This window comes from Pseudomonas sp. 8209 (genome assembly GCF_028682105.1).
Lineage (GTDB): Bacteria > Pseudomonadota > Gammaproteobacteria > Pseudomonadales > Pseudomonadaceae > Aquipseudomonas > Aquipseudomonas palmensis.
The window spans coordinates 279633-301901 of record NZ_JANIAH010000004.1; the positions used below are offsets into that span (position 1 = coordinate 279633).

Annotated in this window: 14 protein-coding genes and 1 pseudogene; 9 read left to right on the plus strand and 6 right to left on the minus strand. The window is 66.2% G+C overall.

The window, feature by feature from the left end:
* Positions 1-16: 16 nt before the first annotated feature.
* Positions 17-6589, minus strand: a complete 6573-nt coding sequence (locus NP552_RS10515) for an SDR family NAD(P)-dependent oxidoreductase (RefSeq protein WP_274096707.1) — start codon at positions 6587-6589, stop codon at positions 17-19.
* 93 nt (positions 6590-6682) lie between these two features.
* Complete coding sequence (locus NP552_RS10520; protein ID WP_274096708.1) at positions 6683-7087, minus strand: hypothetical protein; 405 nt, start codon at positions 7085-7087, stop codon at positions 6683-6685.
* A gap of 531 nt (positions 7088-7618) precedes the next feature.
* Here NP552_RS10520 and NP552_RS10525 point away from each other — a divergent pair.
* The gene (locus NP552_RS10525; RefSeq protein ID WP_043861150.1) at positions 7619-8998 is read left to right on the plus strand and encodes an amino acid permease; all 1380 of its coding nucleotides are present in this window, start codon (positions 7619-7621) and stop codon (positions 8996-8998) included.
* Between the two features lie 106 nt (positions 8999-9104).
* Here NP552_RS10525 and NP552_RS10530 read toward each other — a convergent pair whose 3' ends face one another.
* From NP552_RS10530 to NP552_RS26055, 3 genes and pseudogenes are all read right to left on the minus strand, one after another.
* On the minus strand, positions 9105-10256 hold the full coding sequence (locus NP552_RS10530; protein WP_213605859.1) for a cysteine desulfurase family protein: 1152 nt from the start codon (positions 10254-10256) through the stop codon (positions 9105-9107).
* Between the two features lie 198 nt (positions 10257-10454).
* A complete protein-coding gene (locus tag NP552_RS26050) occupies positions 10455-11210 on the minus strand; it encodes a methyl-accepting chemotaxis protein (RefSeq protein ID WP_370409154.1) in 756 nt (251 codons plus the stop codon).
* A gap of 102 nt (positions 11211-11312) precedes the next feature.
* A pseudogene (locus NP552_RS26055) lies at positions 11313-12644 on the minus strand (PDC sensor domain-containing protein); the annotation flags it as partial.
* A 333-nt stretch (positions 12645-12977) separates the two neighbouring features.
* Here NP552_RS26055 and NP552_RS10540 point away from each other — a divergent pair.
* The 8 genes from NP552_RS10540 to NP552_RS10575 all read left to right on the plus strand — a co-directional run bounded on the left by NP552_RS10540 (position 12978) and on the right by NP552_RS10575 (position 21332).
* On the plus strand, positions 12978-15194 hold the full coding sequence (locus NP552_RS10540) for a TonB-dependent siderophore receptor (protein WP_274096709.1): 2217 nt from the start codon (positions 12978-12980) through the stop codon (positions 15192-15194).
* A gap of 106 nt (positions 15195-15300) precedes the next feature.
* Positions 15301-16011 (plus strand): response regulator transcription factor, encoded by a 711-nt coding sequence (locus NP552_RS10545; protein ID WP_104572668.1) that lies wholly within the window; start codon positions 15301-15303, stop codon positions 16009-16011.
* A complete protein-coding gene (locus tag NP552_RS10550) occupies positions 16008-17369 on the plus strand; it encodes a sensor histidine kinase (protein WP_088515198.1) in 1362 nt (453 codons plus the stop codon). Before NP552_RS10545 ends, NP552_RS10550 begins: the two co-directional genes overlap by 4 nt.
* Entirely contained in the window at positions 17369-17653 is a 285-nt protein-coding gene (locus NP552_RS10555) for a hypothetical protein (protein ID WP_043861156.1), read from the plus strand. Before NP552_RS10550 ends, NP552_RS10555 begins: the two co-directional genes overlap by 1 nt.
* Before the next feature lies 1 nt (position 17654).
* Positions 17655-19178, plus strand: coding sequence for a PepSY-associated TM helix domain-containing protein (locus tag NP552_RS10560; protein ID WP_274096710.1), 1524 nt, complete (start codon positions 17655-17657; stop codon positions 19176-19178).
* Between the two features lies 1 nt (position 19179).
* Positions 19180-19503: a DUF3325 domain-containing protein gene (locus NP552_RS10565; RefSeq protein WP_274096711.1), complete on the plus strand. Its 324-nt coding sequence runs from the start codon at positions 19180-19182 to the stop codon at positions 19501-19503.
* Between the two features lie 22 nt (positions 19504-19525).
* Positions 19526-20344 carry a sulfite exporter TauE/SafE family protein gene (locus NP552_RS10570; protein WP_231390634.1) on the plus strand — a complete coding sequence of 273 codons (819 nt, stop codon included), beginning with the start codon at positions 19526-19528 and terminating at the stop codon, positions 20342-20344.
* A gap of 106 nt (positions 20345-20450) precedes the next feature.
* Entirely contained in the window at positions 20451-21332 is an 882-nt protein-coding gene (locus NP552_RS10575; RefSeq protein WP_043861159.1) for a LysR substrate-binding domain-containing protein, read from the plus strand.
* 66 nt (positions 21333-21398) lie between these two features.
* On the opposite strand, the gene NP552_RS10580 is transcribed toward NP552_RS10575, so the two are convergent.
* Entirely contained in the window at positions 21399-22235 is an 837-nt protein-coding gene (locus tag NP552_RS10580; RefSeq protein WP_043861160.1) for a bifunctional allantoicase/(S)-ureidoglycine aminohydrolase, read from the minus strand.
* Positions 22236-22269: the final 34 nt, after the last annotated feature.

Here is a 22269-nt window from a genome sequence, read left to right on the forward strand (position 1 = left end):
GTGGAAACAGGCGAATTCAGAGCATCGAGCGCAGCAGGTCGCGGGCCTGTTGCTGGCTGATTTCCCGGCGGGCCAGGCGGTCGAGAATGTCTTGTGGCGTCACCGCGGGCGCAGCGTGCGGTGGCGCCGGCAGCGGTGGGCTGCTCACCGTGGGCGGCGTACTGATCCAGTAGCGACGACGCAAGAATTCATAGCCGGGCAGCGGCACCTTTCGCCACGCCTGGGTCGCCGCTGGTGGCGTCGCGGGCAGGTGCGCATCGAGCCAGGTGCGGGCCAGGGCCGCACACTCGGGCGCAGGGGCCGGGCCACTGAGCAGCACCCGTGCGTCGTCGGCCGGCGGGCTCATCAACCATTCGCTCAACTGCCGGCGCAGCGCGTCGAAGTCGTCGGCCACCACGGCCAACCGTGCTTGCTCGAACGCCTGGCGCCCGTGCAGCAGGGTGCTGGCGACATCCCGCGTGGTGAAGCAGCGCAGGCCCAGGTAGTGCTCGGGGTGCTGCGGTGCCAGGGCGTGTTCATGCTCCAGGCAGTCGACAAAGCGCTGCAGGTAGCTGCGCAGTTGCCCGGCGCTGTGCGCGCTGAATACAAAGGCCTGGGGGCCGGTGGGCGCGGGTGGCGCTTGCAGCGGAGCGTCCTCGATCAGCACATGGGCATTGGCGCCGCCGGCCCCGAACGAACTGATGGCGGCCACCCGGGGCAGGCCATCTGCAGGGTCCGGCCAGTCGGCCAGGCGCTGCTGCACCACGAAGGGCGTGTTGCTGAAATCGATGTTCGGGTTCAGCGGCTGGGCATGGATGGACGGCGCCAGTTGCCGGTGCTTGAACTGCAGCAGCACCTTGGTCAACGCGGCCATGCCGGCGGCCGATTCCAGGTGGCCGATATTGGCCTTGATCGAGCCGATGGGGCAGCGCCACTCGCTGGGTACCTGGGCGGCCAGGGCCTTGCCCAGGCCACGGATCTCGATCGGGTCGCCCAGGCTGGTGCCGGTGCCGTGGGCCTCGATATAGCCCAGCCTGGCGGCGGGCAGGCCCGAGCGCTGCAGGGCGCGGCCGATCACCTGGGCCTGCGATTCGGCGTTGGGCACGGTATAGCCCGAGGTGCGCCCGCCATGGTTGAGCTCGCTGCCACGGATCACCCCGTACACGTGGTCGCCGTCGCGCAGGGCCTGGGCCAGCGGCTTGAGCAGCACCACGCCCACGCCTTCACCCGGCACGTAGCCGTCGCCGCCGGCGCCGAAGCTGCGGCACTGGCCCTGGGTGGAGGCGAAGTTCAGCTCGCACAGCATGCGGTACTTGTACGGGTGCAGCGACAGGTTCACCCCGCCGGCCAGGGCCAGCTCGCAACTGCCGCTGCGAATCAGGTCGCAGGCCAGGTGCAGGCTGGTGAGCGACGACGAACACATGCTGTCGACGGCGAACGAGGGGCCTTCCAGGTCCAGGCAGAACGACACGCGGTTGGCGATCGAGGCATACGAGGAGTTGGTCAGGGTCGCCGGCCGCGCGGGCCAGCTCGACGCACCATAGAACTGGTACTCGCCGTACATCACCCCCGCGACCACCCCCACGCGGCGTCGCTCCACGCCCGGCTGGCGCGGCCCGCACAGGCTCTGCGGGGTGTAGCCGGCGTCTTCCACGGCATGCCAGGCGGTTTGCAGAAACAGGCGCTCCTGCGGGTCCATGCGCTCGGCGTCGCGCGGCGAGATGCCGAAGAACAGCGGGTCGAAGCAGTCGAAATCATCCACCAGGCCGCCCCAGCGCGCATACAGCTGGTCGTCGCCGCCCGGTTGCTCCCAGCGCGAGGTCACTTCGCTGATCAGGTCATCGCCGGCCGCCAGGTGCTGCCACAGCGCCTGGGCATCGCGTGCGCCGGGGTAGCGCCCGGCCAGGCCGATGATCGCGATGTCCTGGCGTTGGGTGTCGGCAGTGCCCTGCGTGACCACCGACAGCGCGGGTGCTGGCGGCTCGACCACCACGGGGGCTGGTGCCAGCCGGGCGACTTCGGCCGGGTGCTCGCTGCCGAGCAGGGCGGCCAGCTCGCGCAGGCTGCGCACTTCGAACAGCACGGTCTTCGACAGGGTGGGGAAGTGCTGTTCAAGCCGGCCGTTGAGTTCCATCACCAGGATCGAGTCCAGGCCGAATACCTCCAGCGAGGTGTCGGGGTCGACCTTGTCCAGCGGCGTGGCCGTCACCTCGGCCAGTTGACGGGTGAGGTAGTCGAGCAGGCAGGGCGCGTCGCTGGGCGCCTGCGGCGCGACCTGCACAGGCGGCGCCTCGATGCCGAACAACCGTGCAACCGCGTCGCGCTTGCCGCACACCGGGATCAACACCGCTTGCGCCAAGGCGAGGCAGCGCAGGAACGTGGCCACCCCCTGATCGCTCGGCAACAGGGCCAGGCCATGGCGAGCCAGCCATTGGCGCACCGGCGCCGGGGCCTGCATGCCGTTGTCGGTCTGCCACAGTGGCCAGGCAATCGACAGCGAGCGGCCCTGGCGCTGGCCGCTGGCACAGCGCTGCTGGCGGGCCTGCACGAAGCGGTCGAGCCAGGCGTTGGCCAGCGCGTAGGCGCTCTGCCCGACATTGCCGTACACCCCGGCCAGCGACGAGCACACCATGAACAGTTTCAGCGGGTCATCGGCGGTGGCTGCATCCAGATGGCGGGCGGCCAGGGTCTTGCCCTGGAGTACGCTGGCGCGCTCCTGGGCAGGTTGCCGCAGGAAGAACCCGTCCTGCAGAACCCCGGCACAGTGAATCACCCCGTGGCAGGCGCCATAGCGCTGGCGAATGCTGGCCAGGGCAGTGTGCAACGAGTCGGCATCGGCGCAGTCGGCCTGCCAGTAGGCGGCATCGTCGGCGCCCAGGTGCGTGAGGCGCTGCAGCCATCGGGCAGCGTCTGCATCGAGGGCGCGACGGCCCAGCACGGCCAGGCGCAGGCCGCCGAGGCTCGCCAGCGCTTCACCCAGTGCACGGCCGACGGCCCCCAGCCCGCCGCTGATCACCAGCACATCGCCGGCGCTCAGTTGCGTCGGCGCTGTGCCGGCACCCGGGGTGACAAAGCGCAGGCTCGCCACGCGGCGTTGCCCTTCGCACAGCGATACCCGGTTGACACCGGGCTGCGCAGCCGCAAGCAGTTCGTGCGCCAGCGCTTCACGCTCTGCGCTGCCGGGCTGGTGGCTGGTTTCGATCAGGTTGGCGCTCAGGCTGGGGATCTCCTGCACCACCGAGCGCAGCAGCCCTTCAAGGGCACTGACAGGGCCGGGGTGCAGCACGATCCGGGTATGCAGCGCGGGGGTGCTCTGGCCCTGGCACAGGTGGCGCAGCAGGTCTGCGGTGGCCAGGGCGGCGTCCAGCCCTTCGCCCAGGCCGGCGTCCTGGCTGCCGGTGCTGCGCAGGTCGATCAGCAGGCGTGCGGGTACCTGCTGCTGGCTGGTCAGCAGGCGCAGCAACAGGTCGATGTGGCGCGCATCGCCCAGGTCGGCCTCGACGGTGCGTGGTGAGGTGTAGTGGAACTGCTGCGCGGGTACCAGTCGCCAGGCGGCGTCACGCAGTTGCGCGGGTAACTGGGCGAAGGCTTGCGGGTCGTCGCACAGCAGCAGTGTGGTGGGCATCGGCCCGGGCACGGCCGGGGCGGCGGGCTGGTGCTGCCAGTAGGGTTCGAGCAGATGCACGGCATGCTCGGGGTCGACGCGGTACTCGCGAAAGGCAAAGGCCTCGATGTCCATCAGCACCTGGCCGTCTGCATCGAACACCCGGAAGTCGTACAGGCGCATCTGGCTGCCCTGGGCAGCACGCGGGCGCACGTGCACGAAGCAGCGCTCGGTCAAGGGCCGGTAGCCGTGCAGGGCCTGGCAGGCGTAGGGCACGAAGGTGGTGTCGATCTGTGCATTGCCCTGGGCGGCGGTGACGAAGGCGCTTTGCAGCACCGCATCGAGCAACGCCGGGTCCAGCGTGCTCAGCGGTTCGCCCTGGCGCTGCTCGGGGCGCCAGTGCAGTTCGGTAAGCGCCTGTTGCTCGCCCAGCCACGCGCCGGCAATGCAGCGCAGGGTGGGGCCGTAGGCGATGCCCAGGCGCTCGAGGGTGGGGTACAGCGCGTCGAGGGCCAGCGGTCGGGTGCACTCGCTGCGCACCTGCGCCAGGCTTGGCAGGCTGTCGGCGGGCACCTGCACGGCGCGGCACTCGCCACGAAAGCTCGGGGTGGGGTCACTGGCCGGCAGCGGCTGGAACGCCAGGCGCACACCGTCGTGGGTGCGCTCGCTGCGGCATTCGATGCTGCGCTGCTGGCCGGGCTCGACACGGATAGGGCTGGCCCAGGTCAGCTTGTGCAGGGTCAGCGGCAGGTCCAGGCCGTGGCGGCGCGCCTGGTTGCAGCACAAGTCGATGTAGGCGGCGGCGGGCAGCACCGGCTGGCCCTGCACCACATGGTCGCGCAGAAAGAACTGGCCGGCATCCAGGTGCAGCTGGGTGCTGGCGTGGGGCGCGGCCGACGCCACACGCGGCACCCAGTAGCGGTCCCTGGCAAAGGGGTAGAGCGGCGCGGCCAGTGGGCTGGGCGGCTGCGGCCAGAAGCGGCCCCAGCGTGCGAGCGTGCCGTCTACCCAGGCCGCTGCCAGTTCATCGGGGGCGCTGGCGCTCAGCTCGCGCGTTGGTGTGCCGGGCAGCAGCCGGCCCTGATAGCCCCCCGGCATCGATTGCACGAAGCGCTCCAGGCCAGCCTGCAACTGCGTCAAGTCGGCAGCTACCAGCGCGAAGCGATGGTCGAACGCCGGGCGGCAGCATTGCAGGGTGTAGGCGAGCTGGTTGGCCGATGCGTCGGGGTGGCGTTGCAACCAGGCCAGCAGGGCGGTGGCCTGTTCGCGCACTTGCGCTTGGCTGCGCGCCGACAGCGGGTACACCGCCGGGCCCGTGCTGGCGCTCGACGGTGTGGGTTCGGGGGCCTGTTCGACAATCACATGGGCATTGGCGCCGCCAGCGCCGAACGAGCTGATGCCGGCGCGGCGCGGGCCGTTGTCGCTGGTCCAATCGCGCGTGTCACGCACGATCTGCAGGTGGCTGTGCTCGAGCCCGGCGTCGGGGTTCAGCACCCTGGCATGCAGCGACGGCGCCAGGCGCCGGTGCTGCAACTGCAACACCACCTTGCTCAGCCCGGCCATGCCGGCGGCCGCTTCCAGGTGGCCGAAATTGGCCTTGATCGAGCCGACATGGCAGGTCGCCGAGTGTTGCCCGCCCAGTGCCTGCCTGAGCCCTTGCAACTCGATGGGGTCGCCCAGGCGCGTGCCGGTGCCGTGGGCTTCGATGTAGCTGATGCTGGCGGCCGGTACCCTGGCATCGGCCAGCGCCCGCTCGATCAGCGCGGCCTGGGCACCGGCGCTGGGCACGGTGTAGCCGTTGGTGCGCCCGCTGTGGTTGATCGCACTGCCCTTGATCACTGCCAGTATCCGGTCGCCGTCGCGCCGGGCCACCTCGAGCGGCTTGAGCACCACGGCCGCAACCCCTTCACCGGGCACGAAGCCGTCCGCCTCGCTGCCGAACGCATGGCAACGTCCGGTGGGCGAGAGCATGTGCTGCTGGCACAACTGCACGTACTTGGCGGGGTGGGTGTAGAGGTTGACCGCACCCACCAGCGCTGCCCGGCACTCGCCCTTGCGCAGGCTGTCGATGGCGCTGTGCAATGCCGTGAGCGATGACGAGCAGGCGGTGTCGATGGCCAGGCTCGGCCCGCACAAGTCCAGGGCGAACGACACCCGGTTGGCCACCGACCACGGCAGGCCACTGGGGATCGCCGGTTGCCCGGCCTGCCACAGGGCAGGTCCGAGCAGGGGGTAGGTGTTGCTGGTGATCCCGACGAACACGCCGACATCCAGCGCACCCTGGGCGCCGCGCAGCAACTGGCCGCGCTCGCCCAGGTGGCCGCTGTCTTCCAGGGCATGCCAGGCGCATTCGAGAAACAGCCGCTCCTGCGGGTCGAGGCAGGCGGCTTCACGCGGGGCGATGGCGAAGAACTGCGCATCGAACCGATCGATATCGGGTAGAAAACCGCCCCATTTGGCATAGCTCAGGCCGCTGCTGCGGGCGTCGCTGCCCGCGGCGAAAAAACCGTCCAGCGGCCAGCGCTCGGCGGGTATCTCGCTCACCGAGTCGACACCCGCCAGCAGGTTGCGCCACAGCGCATCCAGGTCGTCGGCACCGGGGAAGCGGCCATGCAGGCCGACAATGGCGATATCGCCAGCGGGCTCCTCGTTGCACGGCGCCAGGGGGGCAATCGAGGGCCAGGCCTCGACGCCTGCGGTTGGTGGGGGCGGGCTGGGCGGGCGGCCCTGCAGGTAGCTGGCGCTGGCCTGCGGATGCTCGCGCAGCAGGTGCGTGGCAACGTCGCGGATGCTGCGGCAGTCGAACAGCAGGGTCTTGTTCAGGTCGGCGAAGAGGGGCTGGATCAGCTCGTTGAAATTCAGGATGGCCAGCGACGTGAGGCCGATCTCGTGGAAGGGCGCATCGTTGTACAGGGTGTGGGCCTCGACACCGGTCGCCTGCTCCAGCAGTTGACGCACCAGATCCATCAAGGCGGCGTGCGAACGGGCTTCCTCGGTATCGAGCATCTTCAATTCCTGAATAAAAGTTGACAGACGACGGGCAGGCACACAGAGGCCGACGCCGCGGTGGCGTCAGCCTTCAAGTGGCTGGGTCAGGTATTAAAGGGTAATGCTGGTGGTGGGGTAGAACAGCATGTTCAATACGAACAGAATCATCCAGAAGCCGATTTCCAGTGTTTCGGTAATAGGCTGAATACGTTTTATCGCGCCATAGACATGCACCACAAACATCAGGGTGAATACCACGAAGAGTATGTCGAAGGCATAACTGAAACTGGTGCCGGTGGTGGCCGAGCGCAACATGGCCACTTCAACCACCAGAATGAACGCGCCCAGGCAGCGGCCGAAATAGATGGCCAGGTGGGTATGTTCCGGGATGGTCCATTGCATCAGGCGCGCCCAGGTGAGTGGCGCAATGAAGATCGGCAGGGCGAAGAACAGCGTGGTCACGATCATCAGGGTGGTGACGTACACACTACTGTATTGCGCATAGTAGCCAAGCATCGGCGAACTCCTTGTTCAATTGTTATTGTTGTTATTCATCGTGGGGTTTTGCTGGGGGCAAGCATTGCGAGGGCGGTACTTGTGTGTCAAGCAAGCCGCGGTGGGGGAATACCAAAGAAGGGGAGCCGGGTCGAGAGTCGTACTACTTAGGGCGCGAGACTTAAAACGTTATCAACCGCTTCACGGCAGGTGAAGTTATCAAGTAATAACCGGGTGAATAAAGTTTTATTTATCCGATAGTTGCGAGCCCTGCCGGCACATGACCGTCAGGGCCCACTCGCTCGCCGCCTACCACAAACCCGCTGCAGCCCCTCAGGAAAAAAATGCAGGATGTTGTGCGCAGAAATCGCTTGAGGTAGCCGGCCTTGCCGTCCAAGGTGCCACCCTGATAGCCATTGCCTGAAAAAGGCTGAAGCGTGCGGCGCAGGCACATGACGATGCCTGCGTGAGGAGCGGCCTTCTGCAAGCGTGACGCGTCATCTCGCTGCAGAACGTTGCCGTCTTCTCCCAATAATAAGAGAGGTAAAGGAAATGCAATCCAACAGTCTCAAGCAGAGCCTGAAGCAACGTCACATCACCATGATCGCGCTGGGGGGCGTGATCGGGGCTGGGCTTTTCATGGGCTCCGGCTCGCTGATCGCGTCGGCCGGCCCCGCCGCGATCCTGTCGTACTTCATCGGCGGCATCGTGGTCACCCTGGTGATGTTCATGCTTGGCGAGATGGCCTGCCGCACCCCCGATGCGGGGTCGTTCTCCACCTACGCCAACATGTACCTGGGCGAGTGGGCCGGCTTTACCGTCGGCTGGCTGTACTGGTTCAAGTCGATGATGACGATCACCCTGGAGGCCGTGCTGCTGGGCGCCATCCTGCATGACTTTCTGCCCTGGCTGCCGATCTGGGCGGGTGCGTTCATCATGCTGGTGACCCTGATGGCGAGCAACGCCTACTCGGTGAAGTCGTTCGCCGAAGTGGAGTACTGGCTGGCCGCGCTGAAGGTCGCCACCATCCTCATCTTCATGCTGCTGGGCGTGTCGATACTGCTCGGCCTGCACAGCGACATCCCGTCCCCTGGCCTGGTGAACCTGACCGCGCACGACGGCTTCATGCCCAATGGCCTGTCGCCGGTGATGGCGGGGGTGATCGTGGTGATCTTCTCGCTGGGCGGCAGTGAAATCGCCGCCGTGGCGGCTGGCGAGTCCGAGAACCCGCGCCGCAACGTGATCCGCGCGATCAAGAGCGTGATCCTGCGCGTGATGCTGTTCTACGTGGGCTCGGTGTCGATCCTGATCCTGTGCCTGCCGTGGACCGACAAGGCCAACCTGGCGTCGCCCTATGTGTCGCTGTTCACCCTGGCCGGGTTCGGCGGCGCGGCGGTGGCGATGAAGATCGTGCTGTTCGTCTCGTTCATGTCGGTGATGAACTCGTTCATGTTCTCCAACTCGCGCATGCTGTTCTCCTTGAGCCAGCGTGGGCATGCGCCCAAGCTGTTCTCGCACACCACGGCCAAGGGCGTGCCGCTCAATGCCTTGCTGCTCAGCCTGTGCATCTGCCTGACGATTCTGACCGTGCACTTTCTCAGCGGCGGCGACCTGTTCATGACCCTGGCCAAGAGCAGCGGCACCTTCGTGATGATCGTGTGGATCTTCATCATCATTGCCCACCTGGCCATGCGCCTGAAAACCCGTCACGAACCGGTCGACCCCAAGGCCTTCCGCGCCTGGTTCTTCCCTTATGCCAACGTCGTGGCACTGCTTGCGCTGCTCGCCGTGATCGGCAGCCAGGCCATCGACCCGGCATCACGCCTGCAACTGTGGTTCATCGCGGCCACCACGGTGCTGGTGGTGGTGGCCTATTTCGTGAAGCGCAATCGGGTGGCCGACAAACCGGCGGCTTACGTGCAAGCCGAGTAAGCCGTGGCAAGGGTGTAGGAGCCAGCCTTGCTGGCGATGCCCGGCCATGCCGGGCCAGGGGTGCTATACGCACCATCGCCGGCAAGGCCGGCTCCTGCAGGCCGCTTTACCAGAACCCTGCCGGCGCCTGCAGCGCAGCCCTGAACACCTCGATTGCCCGCTCCACATCCGCCATCTCGGTGTACCGCCCCACGCTAACCCGCACACTGCTCAGCGCCTGGCCGGCATCCAGCCCCAGTGCCAGCAGCACATGCGAAGGGGCCTGGGTGGCCGAGCTGCACGCGGAGGTCGACGACAGCGCCAGGCTGCCGGCCACCTGCGCGCTGTTGAACCCGCTGCGGCTGATGCACAGGTTCAAGGTGTGCGGGATGCGCTGCTGCGCGCACCCATTCAGGGTCACGCCCGGCAGGGCCAGCAAGCCTTCACGCAGGCGCTGGCTCAGTTGCTCGATGCGCATGCTTTGCGCATCACCTTGCACGCCCGCCAGCTCGAACGCCGCGCCCATGCCCACAATCTGATGCGTGGCCAGCGTACCCGAGCGCATACCGCCCTCGTGCCCGCCGCCATGCATCTGCGCCTGCAGCACGGGGCGCGCACGCGGGCCGACGTAGAGCGCACCGATGCCTTTGGGCCCATAGACCTTGTGCGCCGAAAACGACATCAGGTCGACCGCCAGCGTGCCCAGGTCGATGGCCACCTTGCCCACCGCCTGCGCCGCGTCCACGTGCAGCAGTGCGCCGTGTTCGCGCACGATGTCGCCGATGCGGGCAATGTCGGTGAGGGTGCCGAGTTCGTTGTTCACCCACATCAACGACACCAGTGCGGTGTCCTCGCGCAAGGCCGCCTGCACGGCCTCGGGCTGGATCAGCCCCTGTGCATCGGGCTTGAGCCAGGTGACCGTGTGGCCCTGGCGCTCCAGTTCATGGGCGGTGTCGATCACCGCCTTGTGCTCCAGGCAACTGGTGATCAGGTGACGGCGCCCAGGCTGGCCCTGGGCAATGCCTTTGAGGGCCAGGTTGTTGGACTCGGTGGCGCCCGAGGTCCATACAAGGGCGTCTGCGGTAGCGCCAACCCGGTCGGCCACTTGCTGGCGCGCGTGGTCCACGGCCTGTCGGGCGGCCTGGCCATAGCCGTGGCCAGTGGAGGCGGGGTTGCCGAAATTGCCCTGGCGGCCGAGGCAGGCCAGCATGGCTTCGATCACCCGGTCATCGACCGGAGTAGTAGCGGCGTAGTCGAGGTACAGCGGTAGTTCTGGCATGGTCATCGTCTTTTTGTGCACGTGAAGGGCAGGTAGGTAGCCTACCGACGATGACGGAGAAAATTTTTGACTGTTGTTCGGTTTGTTTGGTGTTTGTAGAAAAAATCTTCTATTTGAATCCAAAGAGTTAGTATTTTTTTCGTTATGGCGCGCCGCCGACCGTATTCATGCCTAAACCGTTGCGCCTCGCCAACCGCATCACACCCTGAACATGGCCATCAGCCCCTGCTGATGATTGGCCAGCCGGTTGAGTGTCTGGCTGATCTGCGCCGATTCCTCGGCTTGCCCGGACAACGATTCGGTCACGTCGCGAATGCTCGCCACGTTGCGGTTCACTTCCTCGGCCACGGCACTCTGCTCCTCCGCCGCCGAAGCGATCTGCAGGTTCATGTCGGTGATCACCGCCACCGCATCGCCAATGCGCTGCAGGGCCGGCAATGCCTGCTCCACACGCGCCGCGCTGTCCTGCGCCTGGCGGTGGCTGTTGTGCATGGCCTCCACCACCTCGCGGGTGCCTTGCTGCAACCCTTCTATATCGACGCGAATCTCGTCCACCGAGTCCTGGGTGCGCTTGGCCAGGTTGCGCACTTCATCGGCCACCACCGCAAAGCCGCGCCCGGCTTCCCCCGCTCGCGCTGCCTCGATGGCGGCATTCAACGCCAGCAGGTTGGTCTGCCCGGCAATCGAACGGATCACGTCCAGCACCGAGCCGATCTGCTCGCTGCGCGTGGCCAGGTGCTCCACCTCCTGCATGCTGGTGGTCATCTCGCCGGCCAGTTGTTCGATGGCGCGGGTGGTGTCGCCAATAAGCTCCAGGCCTTCGCGGCTGGCATGGTCGGCGCCGCGTGCAGCCTCGGCGGCCTGCGCGGCGTTGCGCGCCACATCCTGCGCAGTCGCGCTCATCTCGTGCGACGCCGTCGCCACCTGGTCCACCTCGCGGTACTGCTGATGCATGCCGGCGCTGGTCTGGCTGGCCAGTGCCGCCGACTGGTCGGCGGTGCCGCGTGCGTCGTGCACCGAGGCCTTCACGTCGGCAATCACCGGCTGCAGCTTGTCGAGAAACCGGTTGAACCAGCCCGCCAGCTCACCCAGCTCGTCCTTGCCCGCATACTCCAGGCGCCGGGTCAGGTCGCCCTCGCCACTGGCGATGTCCTTGAGCATCGCCGCCACGTCCAGTATCGGGCGGGTCACGCCGCGCGCGGTCAGCCAGATCACCAGCAACCCCACCACCGCGGCCACCAGTGCCATCAACAGGCTGCTGAGGTTGGCGCTGGCATTGTAGGTGTCCAGGCGATTGTTGAGTGCCACGGCCGGCGCACGCAGCACCTGCTCGGGCACTTCCAGCAGCACGCTCCACGGCTGGGCACCGGGCACCGGGGCGAACGACTGGCTCACCTGCAGCAGGCCGTTGTCGTTGAATTCGGCCGCCTTGCCGGCACGCATCTGTTCGGCCAGGGCCCTGGAGTCGGTGCCGAACACCTGCTCGAAGTGCTTGCTCAACTGGCCGCTGTCCTCGCTGTGCCCGGCCAGCAGGCCGGTCGCGCTGACGATGCTCACCTGCCCGTTGCCGTCGAACAGGTCCTTGCGTCCCTCCAGGCTCAGCAGCTGCAGGTTGTCCAGGCTGATGTCCACACCCAGCACGCCGATCAGCTTGCCGTTGTGCTTGAGAGGGATGGAGATGCTGGTGGTCAGCGGGGTGCGGTCGCCCACGGTGTCGAAGTAGGGCTCCACCATGCAGGTGTCACCGCTCTCCAGGGTGCAGGTCAGCCAGCGATTGGAGACCGAGCCATTGGCCGAGACGCTGGTGTCGGCGAGCATCGATTCAGGCATCGCCTCGCGCTCCAGGGTGCCGGGGCTGGGCTGCGACCAGTACAACGAGAACCGTCCGGCCTCGTTGCTGCCCGCGCCGGCCTGGTTGACGAAGGCCGCGTCCTTGCCGTCCAGCGCATCGGGCAGGAACACCAGGTACAGCCCGAGCAGTTCGGGGTTGTTGCCCAGCGCCCGTTCGGTTTCGCGGGTCAGGACCTGGCGCAGGTCGCCATTGCCCTGGGCGCGCAGGTACATCACCAGGTCTGCAAAACCGTTGCCGTACAGGTAGGCGCTCTGAAAGTAGCGCTGGATCTGCGCCGCCTGCAGCTGCGCGTAGGTGTGCAGGCGCAGGCGCGCGTTCTGGTCGAGCATCTGGGTGCTGGCGCTGCTCACCAGCGTGGCGCTGCGCGAGGACTGCACCCGTGTCGCCACCATCAGCACCACCACGACGGCCAGCAGGCACAGGCCCGCCAGCAAGGTGATCTTCCATTGAATTCGCAGGCGACGCAGCAACATGATCAGGTCCTTGATTTCACGGTGTCGAGCAGCAACGGCCCGCTCTGGATCGCGGGTAGGCATCGTTGGGCGGTGCTCGGCAGGGGTGGCGCAGTGATGGCATACAGGAGGCACGGACCATAAGAAAATTGACAGACAAGTGTCAATTAATATTTCCACTTTGAGGCGGGGTGTTCGCAGATAAAACGCAAAATTGCCGATGTTTCCGTTTTTTCGTGGGTGATGAGTGATGGTTTGTTTATTAAATTAGACAGATTGGTTATCAGCCCAGGCGGAACCATATGTAAATTTCGTAAATAAGATTTAAACCCATTTGAGAATCATTATATTTGGCGTCTCTTTGTGGCAGCCCTGCCGTGCAGGCTGCCCTTGTGCTTGATGTGACGGAGACGTGAAATGCAGTCCAGAAGTACCCACAACAGCCTGGCCTGGGCCTTTGTCGCGCTGTCATCGCCGGCCCTGATTGCCACCTCGGCCCAGGCCGATGACGAGCAGAACGGCGAGAACACCCTGGTGATCCAGAACACCATGGTCACCGCCGAGCAGGAAGCCAAGCAGGCACTGGGCTCTTCGATCATCACCGCCGAGGACATCAAGCGTCACCCGCCCGCCAACGACCTGTCCGACATCATCCGTCGCGAACCGGGGGTCAACCTCACCGGCAACAGCGCCAGCGGCGCACGCGGCAACAACCGCCAGATCGACCTGCGCGGCATGGGCCCGGAAAACACCCTGATCCTGATCGACGGCAAGCCCTCCAGCGCCCGCAACGCAGTGCGCTACGGCTGGAACGGCGACCGCGACACCCGTGGCGAAACCAACTGGGTACCGGCCGAGGCGGTGGAGCGCATCGAGATCCTGCGCGGCCCGGCTGCTGCACGCTATGGCTCCGGCGCAATGGGCGGGGTGGTCAACATCATCACCAAGCGCCCCACCCAGGAGCTGCAGGGCAACGTCAGCCTGTTCACCACGCTGCCCGAAGACCACGCCGAAGGCGCCAGCAAGCGCACCAACTTCAGCCTCAGCGGCGGCCTCACCGACGACCTGGCGTTCCGTGTGTATGGCGGCCTGGCCAAGACCGACGCCGATGACCTGGACATCAACGCCAAGAGCGCCAACAGCGCGCTGGTGGCCGGCCGCGAAGGCGTGCGCAACAAGGACATCAACGGCCTGCTCAGCTGGCGCCTGAACGATGAACACCGCCTGGAGCTGGGCAGCGGCTACAGCCGCCAGGGCAATATCTACGCCGGCGACACCATGAACAGCAACGGCGGCGGTGACGTGGAGCGCATCTCCAGCCTGTACGGCCACGAAACCAACGTGATGCAACGCAGCACCTACGACCTCACGCACCTGGGCGACTTCCAGTGGGGCTCGACCAAGTCGTCGCTGTCGTATGAATACGTGCGCAACTGGCGCCTCAACGAAGGTCTGGCCGGTGGCCCGGAAGGCTCGATCAACGACACCGGTGCCGACATGTCGCGCCTGCGCAACACGCGCCTGTCCAGCGAAGTGAACCTGCCGTTCAGCCTCGACAGCAGCGAACATGTGCTGACCCTGGGTGGCGAGTACCTGTACGAAGTGCTCAACGACAAGGGCTCGCTGCGCCCGCAAAGCTTCGACCCCAGCGGTGGTGCCGGCAATGAAATCGCAGGCTTCGATCGCAGCGACTCGAAGATGTCGGCCAAGAGCTTCGCCCTGTTCGCCGAAGACAACATCGTGATCGGCGACACCACCATCACCCCGGGCCTGCGCCTGGACCACCACGAAGAGTTCGGCGACAACTACAGCCCGAGCCTGAACGTGGCGCACAAGCTCACCGACGACCTCACCGTCAAGGGCGGTATCGCGCGGGCCTACAAGACCCCGAACCTGTACCAGGCCAACCCCAACTACCTGCTCTACAGCCGGGGCAACGGTTGCAGCACCCAGCAGACCAACAACGGTGGCTGCTACCTGCAGGGCAACCCCAACCTCGACCCCGAAACCAGCGTCAACAAGGAAATCGGCCTGCTCTACGACCGTGGCACCTGGCGCACCAGCGCGACGTACTTTCGCAACGACTACAAGAACAAGATCATCGGTGGCACCGACGTGATCTACGACATCAACAGCGGTCGCCGCGTGACCCAGTGGGAAAACGCCGACAAGGCATTGGTGGAAGGGGTGGAAGGCAACTTCTTCGTCGAGCTGACCCCGTCGCTGGACTGGAACACCAACCTCACCCTGATGCTCAACAACGACAACCGCGACACCGGCGAGCCGCTGAGCGTGATTCCCAAGTACACGGTCAACAGCACCCTGGACTGGCGTGCCACCGACAAGCTGTCGTTCCAGGTCGCCGGTACCTACTTCGGCAAGCAGAAGTCGCCGACCTACAACTACCGCACCCAGCAGAACTACGACCTGGATGCCCAGCAGGACGTCGAAGCCTACGGCCTGGTCGATGTGAGCACCGGCTACAAGATCACCAAGAACTACGACGTGCGCTTTGGCGTGAACAACGTGTTCGACAAGCAGATCCACCGGGGTGGCAACGCCAGCAGTTCGGGCGCCAACACCTACAACCAGCCGGGCCGGGCGCTGTTCGCGGCACTGAACATCTCGTTCTGAGCCGCCATTGCCTACAGGCTGCCCCGGGTCGATCGCGCATCGATCGGCCCGGGGCGGCTTTTTTGTGTTTTCAGGCCCTCTACACCCGTACTACCCAAGGTGAAGCGTGAGTTATCTATCAGCACAACCTGCCACGAAGATTCTGGCCGTCGAGGACGATCCGCTGCTGGCGGCCCATCTGGAACAGCACCTGCGTCGCCGCGGTTTCGATGTGAGCGTCTGTCATGGCGTGGACGACAGCACCGACCTGCAGGCCTGGACGGCCTTCGACCTGATCCTCATGGACATCCTCCTGCCCGGTCGCGACGGCCTGCAACTGCTGGGTGAATTGCGCGAGCGGTTCATGGTGCCGGTGATCCTGATGTCGGCACTGGGTGCCGAGCAGGACCGCATCGTCGGCTTCAGCCAGGGCGCCGACGACTACCTGCCCAAGCCGTTCAGCATGAACGAGATGGACGTGCGCATCGATGCGGTGCTGCGCCGGGTTGCCTATGAGCGGGCCGCGCCGGAAGGCGCGCAGGGCGAGCCGGCGGCGCTGCGCAAGGACATGCGCCAGGACATGCAGCTGGGCGCCGCGGTGGCCAGCTTCACCCCCATCGAGTACCGCCTGATGCAAGTGCTGCTGGCGCACCCCGAGGAAGTGCTGAGCAAGCCGTTCCTCTACCAGCAGGTGCTGCACAGGCCGTTCTCCCAGCAGGACCGCGTGCTGGACATGCACGTCAGCCATGTGCGCCGCAAGCTGGCCGCCATCGGCTATGCCGGCCGCCTGGCCACGGTATGGGGCAAGGGCTACGTGCTGACACAGGTGCCGGCATGAGCTTGCCCGGACGTCACTCGCTGCTGTGGAAACTGTGCGCGCTTCTGGTGGTGCTGTGCCTGTCGATCATCTGGTTCAGCCGCTCGGGCGGTGCGCACCTGGAGCGCAGGAGCTATCACCTGAGCGAGGAGGCGCGCCAGGTGCTCAAGGGCTACGCCGTGGAGGCCCACGCGGCGTGGCGCAGCGGCGGTACGCCAGGCGTCGACCGGTGGCTGGCCGACCTGAAGATCCGCGAGCCGGGCTGGGCGCTGGTGCTGGGCAGCGACCTGCGCTCGTTGAGCAGCCAGACGCTGACCGATGAGCAGCAGAAGTACGTGACGTTCATGCGCGAGCTCGACTGGCCCATGAGCAAGCGCTCCACCGAGCTGCCGGCGATCAGCGTGCCGTTCCCCGAGGCGCCCCAGGCCGGCAGGCTGGTGATCCAGTTGCCCGAGCGCTTCATGCCGTCGATGCGTCCGCTGCTGGTGCAACTGCTGATCCACGGGCTACTGCCGGCGCTGTTGGCACTGCTGGCGGGTTTTCTGCTGTATCGCGTGCTGATCGGCCCGCTGGCGCACCTGCGCGCCCAGGCCAATGCCCTGCGTGCCGACCGCCTGGACACCCGGGTCGACCCGGCGATTTCCCGGCGTAGCGACGAACTGGGCGATCTGGGGCGGGCCTTCGACCACATGGCCGAGCGCCTCGAAAAGACCGTGTCGCTGCAGCAGCGCCTGCTCGCCGACCTGTCCCACGAGTTGCGCACGCCGTTGACGCGCCTGCACATGGCCGCCGAAAACGAGCCCGACGATGATGTGTTGCGCGAGCGCCTGACCCGTGAGGTGCAGTGCATGCGCCAGCTGGTCGACGACACCCTGGAGCTGGTGTGGCTCGGCACCGAGCGCCCGCAACTGGCGCTGGACACGGTCGAGGTGCAGACCCTGTGGGAGGTGGTACGCGAGAACGCCTGTTTCGAGTCCGGCTGGCGTGAGGGGCAACTGCCCATGGCGCTCACCGAAGACTGCCTGGTGCGCGGCCACCTCAACGGCCTGGCCCAGGCGATGGAAAACATCGTGCGCAATGCCATCCGCCATTCGCCTGCCAACGGGCAGGTGCGCCTGGGCGGCCGGCGCGATGGCGATTGCTGGCACCTGTGGATCGACGACCAGGGCCCCGGCGTGGCCGAGGCTGCGCTGGAGACCATCTTCCAACCCTTCACCCGACTCGACGCCGCACGCCCGGGCGGCGACGGCTTCGGCCTGGGCCTGACGATCGCCCGTTGCCGGGTGCAATTGCAGGGCGGCCAGGTATGGGCACAGAACCTCAAGCCGGGCCTGCGCGTGAACCTGCGCCTGCCAGCGGCAGCACAAGGAGAAACCTGATGAGCAACACCCGACCGGTCTGGTTGTTGATTGTGTCGCGCGCGGCAGCCGCCTTGCTGGGCGGCTATGCATTCAGCTATGCGGCCACGGCTTTTCTGGCCCGTGTGCTGCCAATGCCTGCGGTGGATGCGGTGATCGTGGCCAGCCTGCCGTCCTTTGCGTTCTACACCTGCGCGTTCCTGTGGGCCTTCGCCAGTCGCGATGCCCTGCGTGCGTGGTGGCCGGCGGCGCTGGCGGTGCCGTTGGCGGCGGTCGGCTTCTGGCCGCAGTTGTGGAGCCTGTGAGATGAAAAATACCTTCACCCAATCCATGGCGTGGCTGCACACCTGGGCCGGCCTGATCTTCGGCTGGCTGCTGTTCGCGATATTCGCCACCGGTACGCTGGCGGTGTTCGACAGCGAAATCGACAACTGGATGCGCCCCGAGGTGCGCAGCCACGACCTCACCCAGTTGCAGGCCGCGCAACGCGGGCTGGCCTACCTGACCCAGCATGCACCGGGCGCCAGCAACTGGAACATCAGCCTGCCGGATGCGCGTTCGCCCGGTTTGCAGGTAGCGTCCGGCGAGCGTCGACGCGGTGGCGGCACCCCGCTCGACCCGCATACCGGCGAGCCGATCGAGGTGCGCGAGACGGCCGGTGGCAGCTTCTTCTTCCGCTTTCACTTCACCCTGAACCTGCCGCGCAACTGGGGCATCTTCGTGGTCGGTGCCCTGGCAATCGTGATGCTGGTGGGGCTGGTCAGCGGCATCGTGATCCACAAGAAGATCTTCAAGGAGTTCTTCACCTTCCGCCCCGGCAAGGGCCAGCGCTCGTGGCTGGATTTTCACAACGCCAGCGCGGTGCTGCTGTTGCCGTTTCACCTGATGATCACCTACACCGGGCTGGTGATCTTTTTGCTGATCTACATGCCGGCGGCGGTGGATGCGCTGTTCGAGGGTGACAACCAGGCGTACTACAAGGCCCAGGGCGAGCAGCGTCTGCCCACGCCGCGCGCGGCGCTCAAGCAGCCAGCCGCGCTGGTCGACCTGGCCCCGGTACTGGCCAGCGCGCAAGAGCGGCTGGGCGCCATCAGCAGCATCGGTATCTCCAACCCCGGTACGGCGGCCGCGCGGATCGAGGTGCGCCCGACCCTGGGGTATCGCATCGCCCTGAGCAAGGGGCAGGCCATGGTGTTCGACGGCGTCAGCGGCGAGCTGCTGCGCGATGTGCCCGACATGCGGCCTGCCGTGCTCACCCAGCGGGTGATGGCGGGGCTGCACTTCGCCCAGTTCGGCGGCTATCCGATGCGCTGGCTGTACTTCGTGTGTGCGTTGGTCAGCACCGCGATGATCGGCACCGGGCTGGTGCTGTTCTGCGTCAAGCGCCGGCGCAAGTACGCCAGTGCCTCGGTGTCGGCGCAGCGTTGGTACAAGGTGGCCGAGAACTTCAACGTGGCGTTCGTCGCCGGCCTGATGCTGGCCTGCGCAGGCTTGCTGTGGGCCAACCGCCTGCTGCCGGTGGAGCTGGCGCAGCGGGCCAACTGGGAGGTCAAGGCGTTCTTCGCGGTGTGGTTGCTGTCGCTGCTGCATGCCGGTTTGCGCCCGGCGCAGCGCGCCTGGGCCGAGCAGCTGGGGCTGGCCGCGGTACTGTGCATCGGCCTGCCGGTGCTGGGCGCGTTGACCGCGCAGCACGACCCGGCGCACCGCGTGCTGGAGGCCACCAGCGTGGTGCTGGGTGGGTTGCTGGCGTATGCGGCATGGCGCTGCGTGGCGCCGCGTGAAGAAAAACCTGCGCGCAAGCGTGCGACGGTAGCGGTGGAGGGGCAATGACATGCTGATGATCGGCGCGGTGGTGTTTGCCTATGTGGGTATGTTGGCGTTGTGCCTGGGGCTGGAGCGGCACTACAAGCAGGTGTGGGGCAGGTCACCTGCACCCTGGTTGAGGGTGGCCCTGCGGTCGGCGGGCTGGTCGGCGCTGGCCATCAGCCTGTGGGTCAGTGGCGTGGCCTGGGGCTGGGCGATGGGGCCGGTAGCCTGGTTTGGCGGTATTTCACTGGCGGGGTTCGGGGTGGCGATGCTGTTGCCGTACTGGCCGCGTGCAATGGTTTGGCTGGCTGCAGCGTTGCCGTTGTGGGGCGTGCTGCTGGCGGTGTGACGATGTTGCAGTGGGGGCTGACATGCTGGACAGGCCCCCCCTGCGCGATGGCATCATCGCTAACTCGTTCACAGTCACCCCGGATGTCTTGCAGATGCTCACGATCTACCTGGTGGTCGCTCTCGGGGCCGTTGTTGCGGGGTTCGTCCAGGGGCTTTCGGGCTTCGCCTTCAGCATGGTCGCGATGTCGTTCTGGGCCTGGGTGCTCGACCCGAAGCTGGCCGCCACCCTGGCGGTGTTCGGCGGCCTCACCGGGCAGGTGGTGGCCGCGTTCTCGGTGCGCCGGGGCTTGAGCCTGCAACGCCTGCTGCCCTTCATCCTCGGTGGCCTGGCCGGCATTCCTCTGGGTGTTGCGCTGTTGCCCAACCTGGACATGCACTGGTTCAAGACCTTGCTCGGGGCCCTGCTGGTGACTTGGTGCCCGGTCATGCTGCTGGCCGGCAGATTGCCGAGAATCCCGCTGGCCGGCCGGCTGGTCGATGGCGTCATCGGTGTGATCGGTGGCGTTATGGGTGGGCTTGGCGGTTTCACCGGCACGGTCCCGACGCTGTGGTGCACCCTCAAGGGCTACGAGCGCGACCTGCAGCGCTCGATCATCCAGAACTTCAACCTGTCGATGCTGTTCGTGACCATGCTCACCTACCTGGGCACCGGCATCGTTACGGTGGACATGCTGCCGTTCTTCGCCATCGTCGCGCCGGCCATGCTGATTCCGACCTTCCTTGGTACGCGCCTGTACATCGGCATCAGCGACCTGCAGTTTCGCCGCATCGTGCTGGGCTTGCTGACTGCCTCGGGTGTCTCGCTGCTGATTTCGTCTGTGCCGAACCTGCTGGGGTAACCCAACCCTTTGGCCGGCTAGGCCGGCTCCTGCAGGTTCGCGCATTTGCCCAACCCCCCGGTACATGCTAGAAAACCGCCTACCCATTCAAAACCTGAATCCCGCCATGAGCCTCAGCCTCAAACCCAACAGGTCTCTGTTCGACCTCGACCTGCTGCGCGCCATCGTGGTGGTGGCCGACTGCGGCAGTTTCACCACGGCGGCCACGCGCCTGCATTCCACCCAGTCGACCATCAGCCAGAAGGTCCGGCGCCTCGAGGAGATGGTCGGTCACCGCTTGCTCGAGCGCGGCAATCGCGAGGTGCTGCCCACCGACGCCGGCCAGACCCTGCTCGGCTATGCCCGCCACATGCTCGCCCTCAACGACCAGATGCTCGAAGCCCTGGCCGGCGCCACGGTCGGCGTGACCCTGCGCCTGGGCGTACCCGAAGACTTCGTTGGCGGGCGCACCACCAACGCGCTGTCGGCGTTCAACCGCAAGCACCCGCAGGTCAAGCTCGAAGTCACCAGCGGCCTGTGCCGCGACCTCAGCCAGAGCTACGACAACGGCGAGCTCGACCTGGTGCTGCTCAAGCAGCGGCGCAACGGTCGCGAAGGGGTGGCCAGCTGGCCGGAGCAATTGCGCTGGATCGACAGCGCGCACAACCCGGCCCTGGCGCTGGACCCGATCCCGCTGGTGACCTTTCCGCCACGCGGGCTGTACCGCGACGAAATCATCAGCGCAGTAGAGAGCCTGGGCCGGCGCTGGCGCATCGCGTTCACCAGCTCCAGCCTCAGCGGCATTCAGGCCGCCGTGGCCGACGGCATGGGTATCAGCCTGCTGCCGCCACGCGCCGTCACCGCCGAGCACCGGGTGCTCGGCGAGGCGGACGGCCTGCCGGTGATCGACAGCTACGAGATTCTGATTCTGCATCGCCAGACGGCCGACCCGATGGTACGAGCGCTGGCGGGCGTGTTGACCGGCCTGCTCGAAGCACAGGCGGTGTGAGCCTGCGGGTCACTTCCCCACAAAAAAGCCCGCCAGTCACGGCGGGCTTTCTGCATTGCTACCTGCTTAACGCTTTGGGTTCAGCGTCAGGTTCACGTTGCGGTTCACATCCTTGTACAGCAGGTAGCGGAACGGGCCAGGGCCACCCGAGTAGCAGGCCTGCGGGCAGAAGGCGCGCAGCCACATGAAGTCGCCGGCTTCCACTTCGACCCAGTCCTGGTTCAGGCGGTACACCGCCTTGCCTTCCAGCACGTACAGGCCGTGCTCCATCACATGGGTTTCCGCGAACGGGATGGTGCCGCCCGGCTGGAAGGTCACGATGTTGACGTGCATGTCGTGGCGCATGTCGGCCATGTCGACGAAGCGGGTGGTGACCCAGGCGCCATCGGTGCCCGGCATCGGGATCGGGGTAACGTCCTGTTCGTTGGTGACGAACGCTTCCGGGTGCGCCAGGCCTTCGACTTCCTGGTAGTGCTTGCGGATCCAGTGGAAGGTCACGTTGGCCGCGCTGTTGTTGCGCAGGCTCCAGTCGGCGCCCGGCGGAATGAACGCGTAGCCGCCTGGCTTGAGGGTGTACGGCTTGCCTTGCAGGGTGATGTCGACTTCACCTTCGACCACGAACAGAACCGCCTCGGCGTTCTTGTCCTGCTCCGGGCGCTCGCTGCCGCCTTCAGGGGCAACTTCGACGATGTACTGCGAGAAGGTCTCGGCGAAACCCGACAGCGGGCGGGCGATGACCCACATGCGCATCTTGTCCCAGAAGGGCAGGTGGCTGGTGACGATGTCACGCATCACGCCCTTGGGGATCACCGCGTAGGCTTCGGTGAACATGGCACGGTCTGTCAGCAGCTCGGTCTGAGCCGGGTGCCCGCCGTGGGGGGCGAAGTAAGTGGTTCTGGACATGGACAGTCTCGATGTTTGTTGTTGTGTCCCCCGG

Coding starts and splice junctions, on each gene's coding strand:
- NP552_RS10525 (WP_043861150.1), top strand. CDS start 7,619: ATGCAATCCAACAGTCTCAAGCAGAGCCTGAAGCAACGTCACATCACC.
- NP552_RS10565 (WP_274096711.1), top strand. CDS start 19,180: ATGCTGATGATCGGCGCGGTGGTGTTTGCCTATGTGGGTATGTTGGCG.
- NP552_RS10575 (WP_043861159.1), top strand. CDS start 20,451: ATGAGCCTCAGCCTCAAACCCAACAGGTCTCTGTTCGACCTCGACCTG.
- NP552_RS10550 (WP_088515198.1), top strand. CDS start 16,008: ATGAGCTTGCCCGGACGTCACTCGCTGCTGTGGAAACTGTGCGCGCTT.
- NP552_RS26050 (WP_370409154.1), bottom strand. CDS start 11,210: ATGCATCAGCAGTACCGCGAGGTGGACCAGGTGGCGACGGCGTCGCAC.
- NP552_RS10515 (WP_274096707.1), bottom strand. CDS start 6,589: ATGCTCGATACCGAGGAAGCCCGTTCGCACGCCGCCTTGATGGATCTG.
- NP552_RS10580 (WP_043861160.1), bottom strand. CDS start 22,235: ATGTCCAGAACCACTTACTTCGCCCCCCACGGCGGGCACCCGGCTCAG.
- NP552_RS10540 (WP_274096709.1), top strand. CDS start 12,978: ATGCAGTCCAGAAGTACCCACAACAGCCTGGCCTGGGCCTTTGTCGCG.
- NP552_RS10570 (WP_231390634.1), top strand. CDS start 19,526: ATGCTGGACAGGCCCCCCCTGCGCGATGGCATCATCGCTAACTCGTTC.
- NP552_RS10530 (WP_213605859.1), bottom strand. CDS start 10,256: ATGCCAGAACTACCGCTGTACCTCGACTACGCCGCTACTACTCCGGTC.
- NP552_RS10560 (WP_274096710.1), top strand. CDS start 17,655: ATGAAAAATACCTTCACCCAATCCATGGCGTGGCTGCACACCTGGGCC.
- NP552_RS10520 (WP_274096708.1), bottom strand. CDS start 7,087: ATGCTTGGCTACTATGCGCAATACAGTAGTGTGTACGTCACCACCCTG.
- NP552_RS10555 (WP_043861156.1), top strand. CDS start 17,369: ATGAGCAACACCCGACCGGTCTGGTTGTTGATTGTGTCGCGCGCGGCA.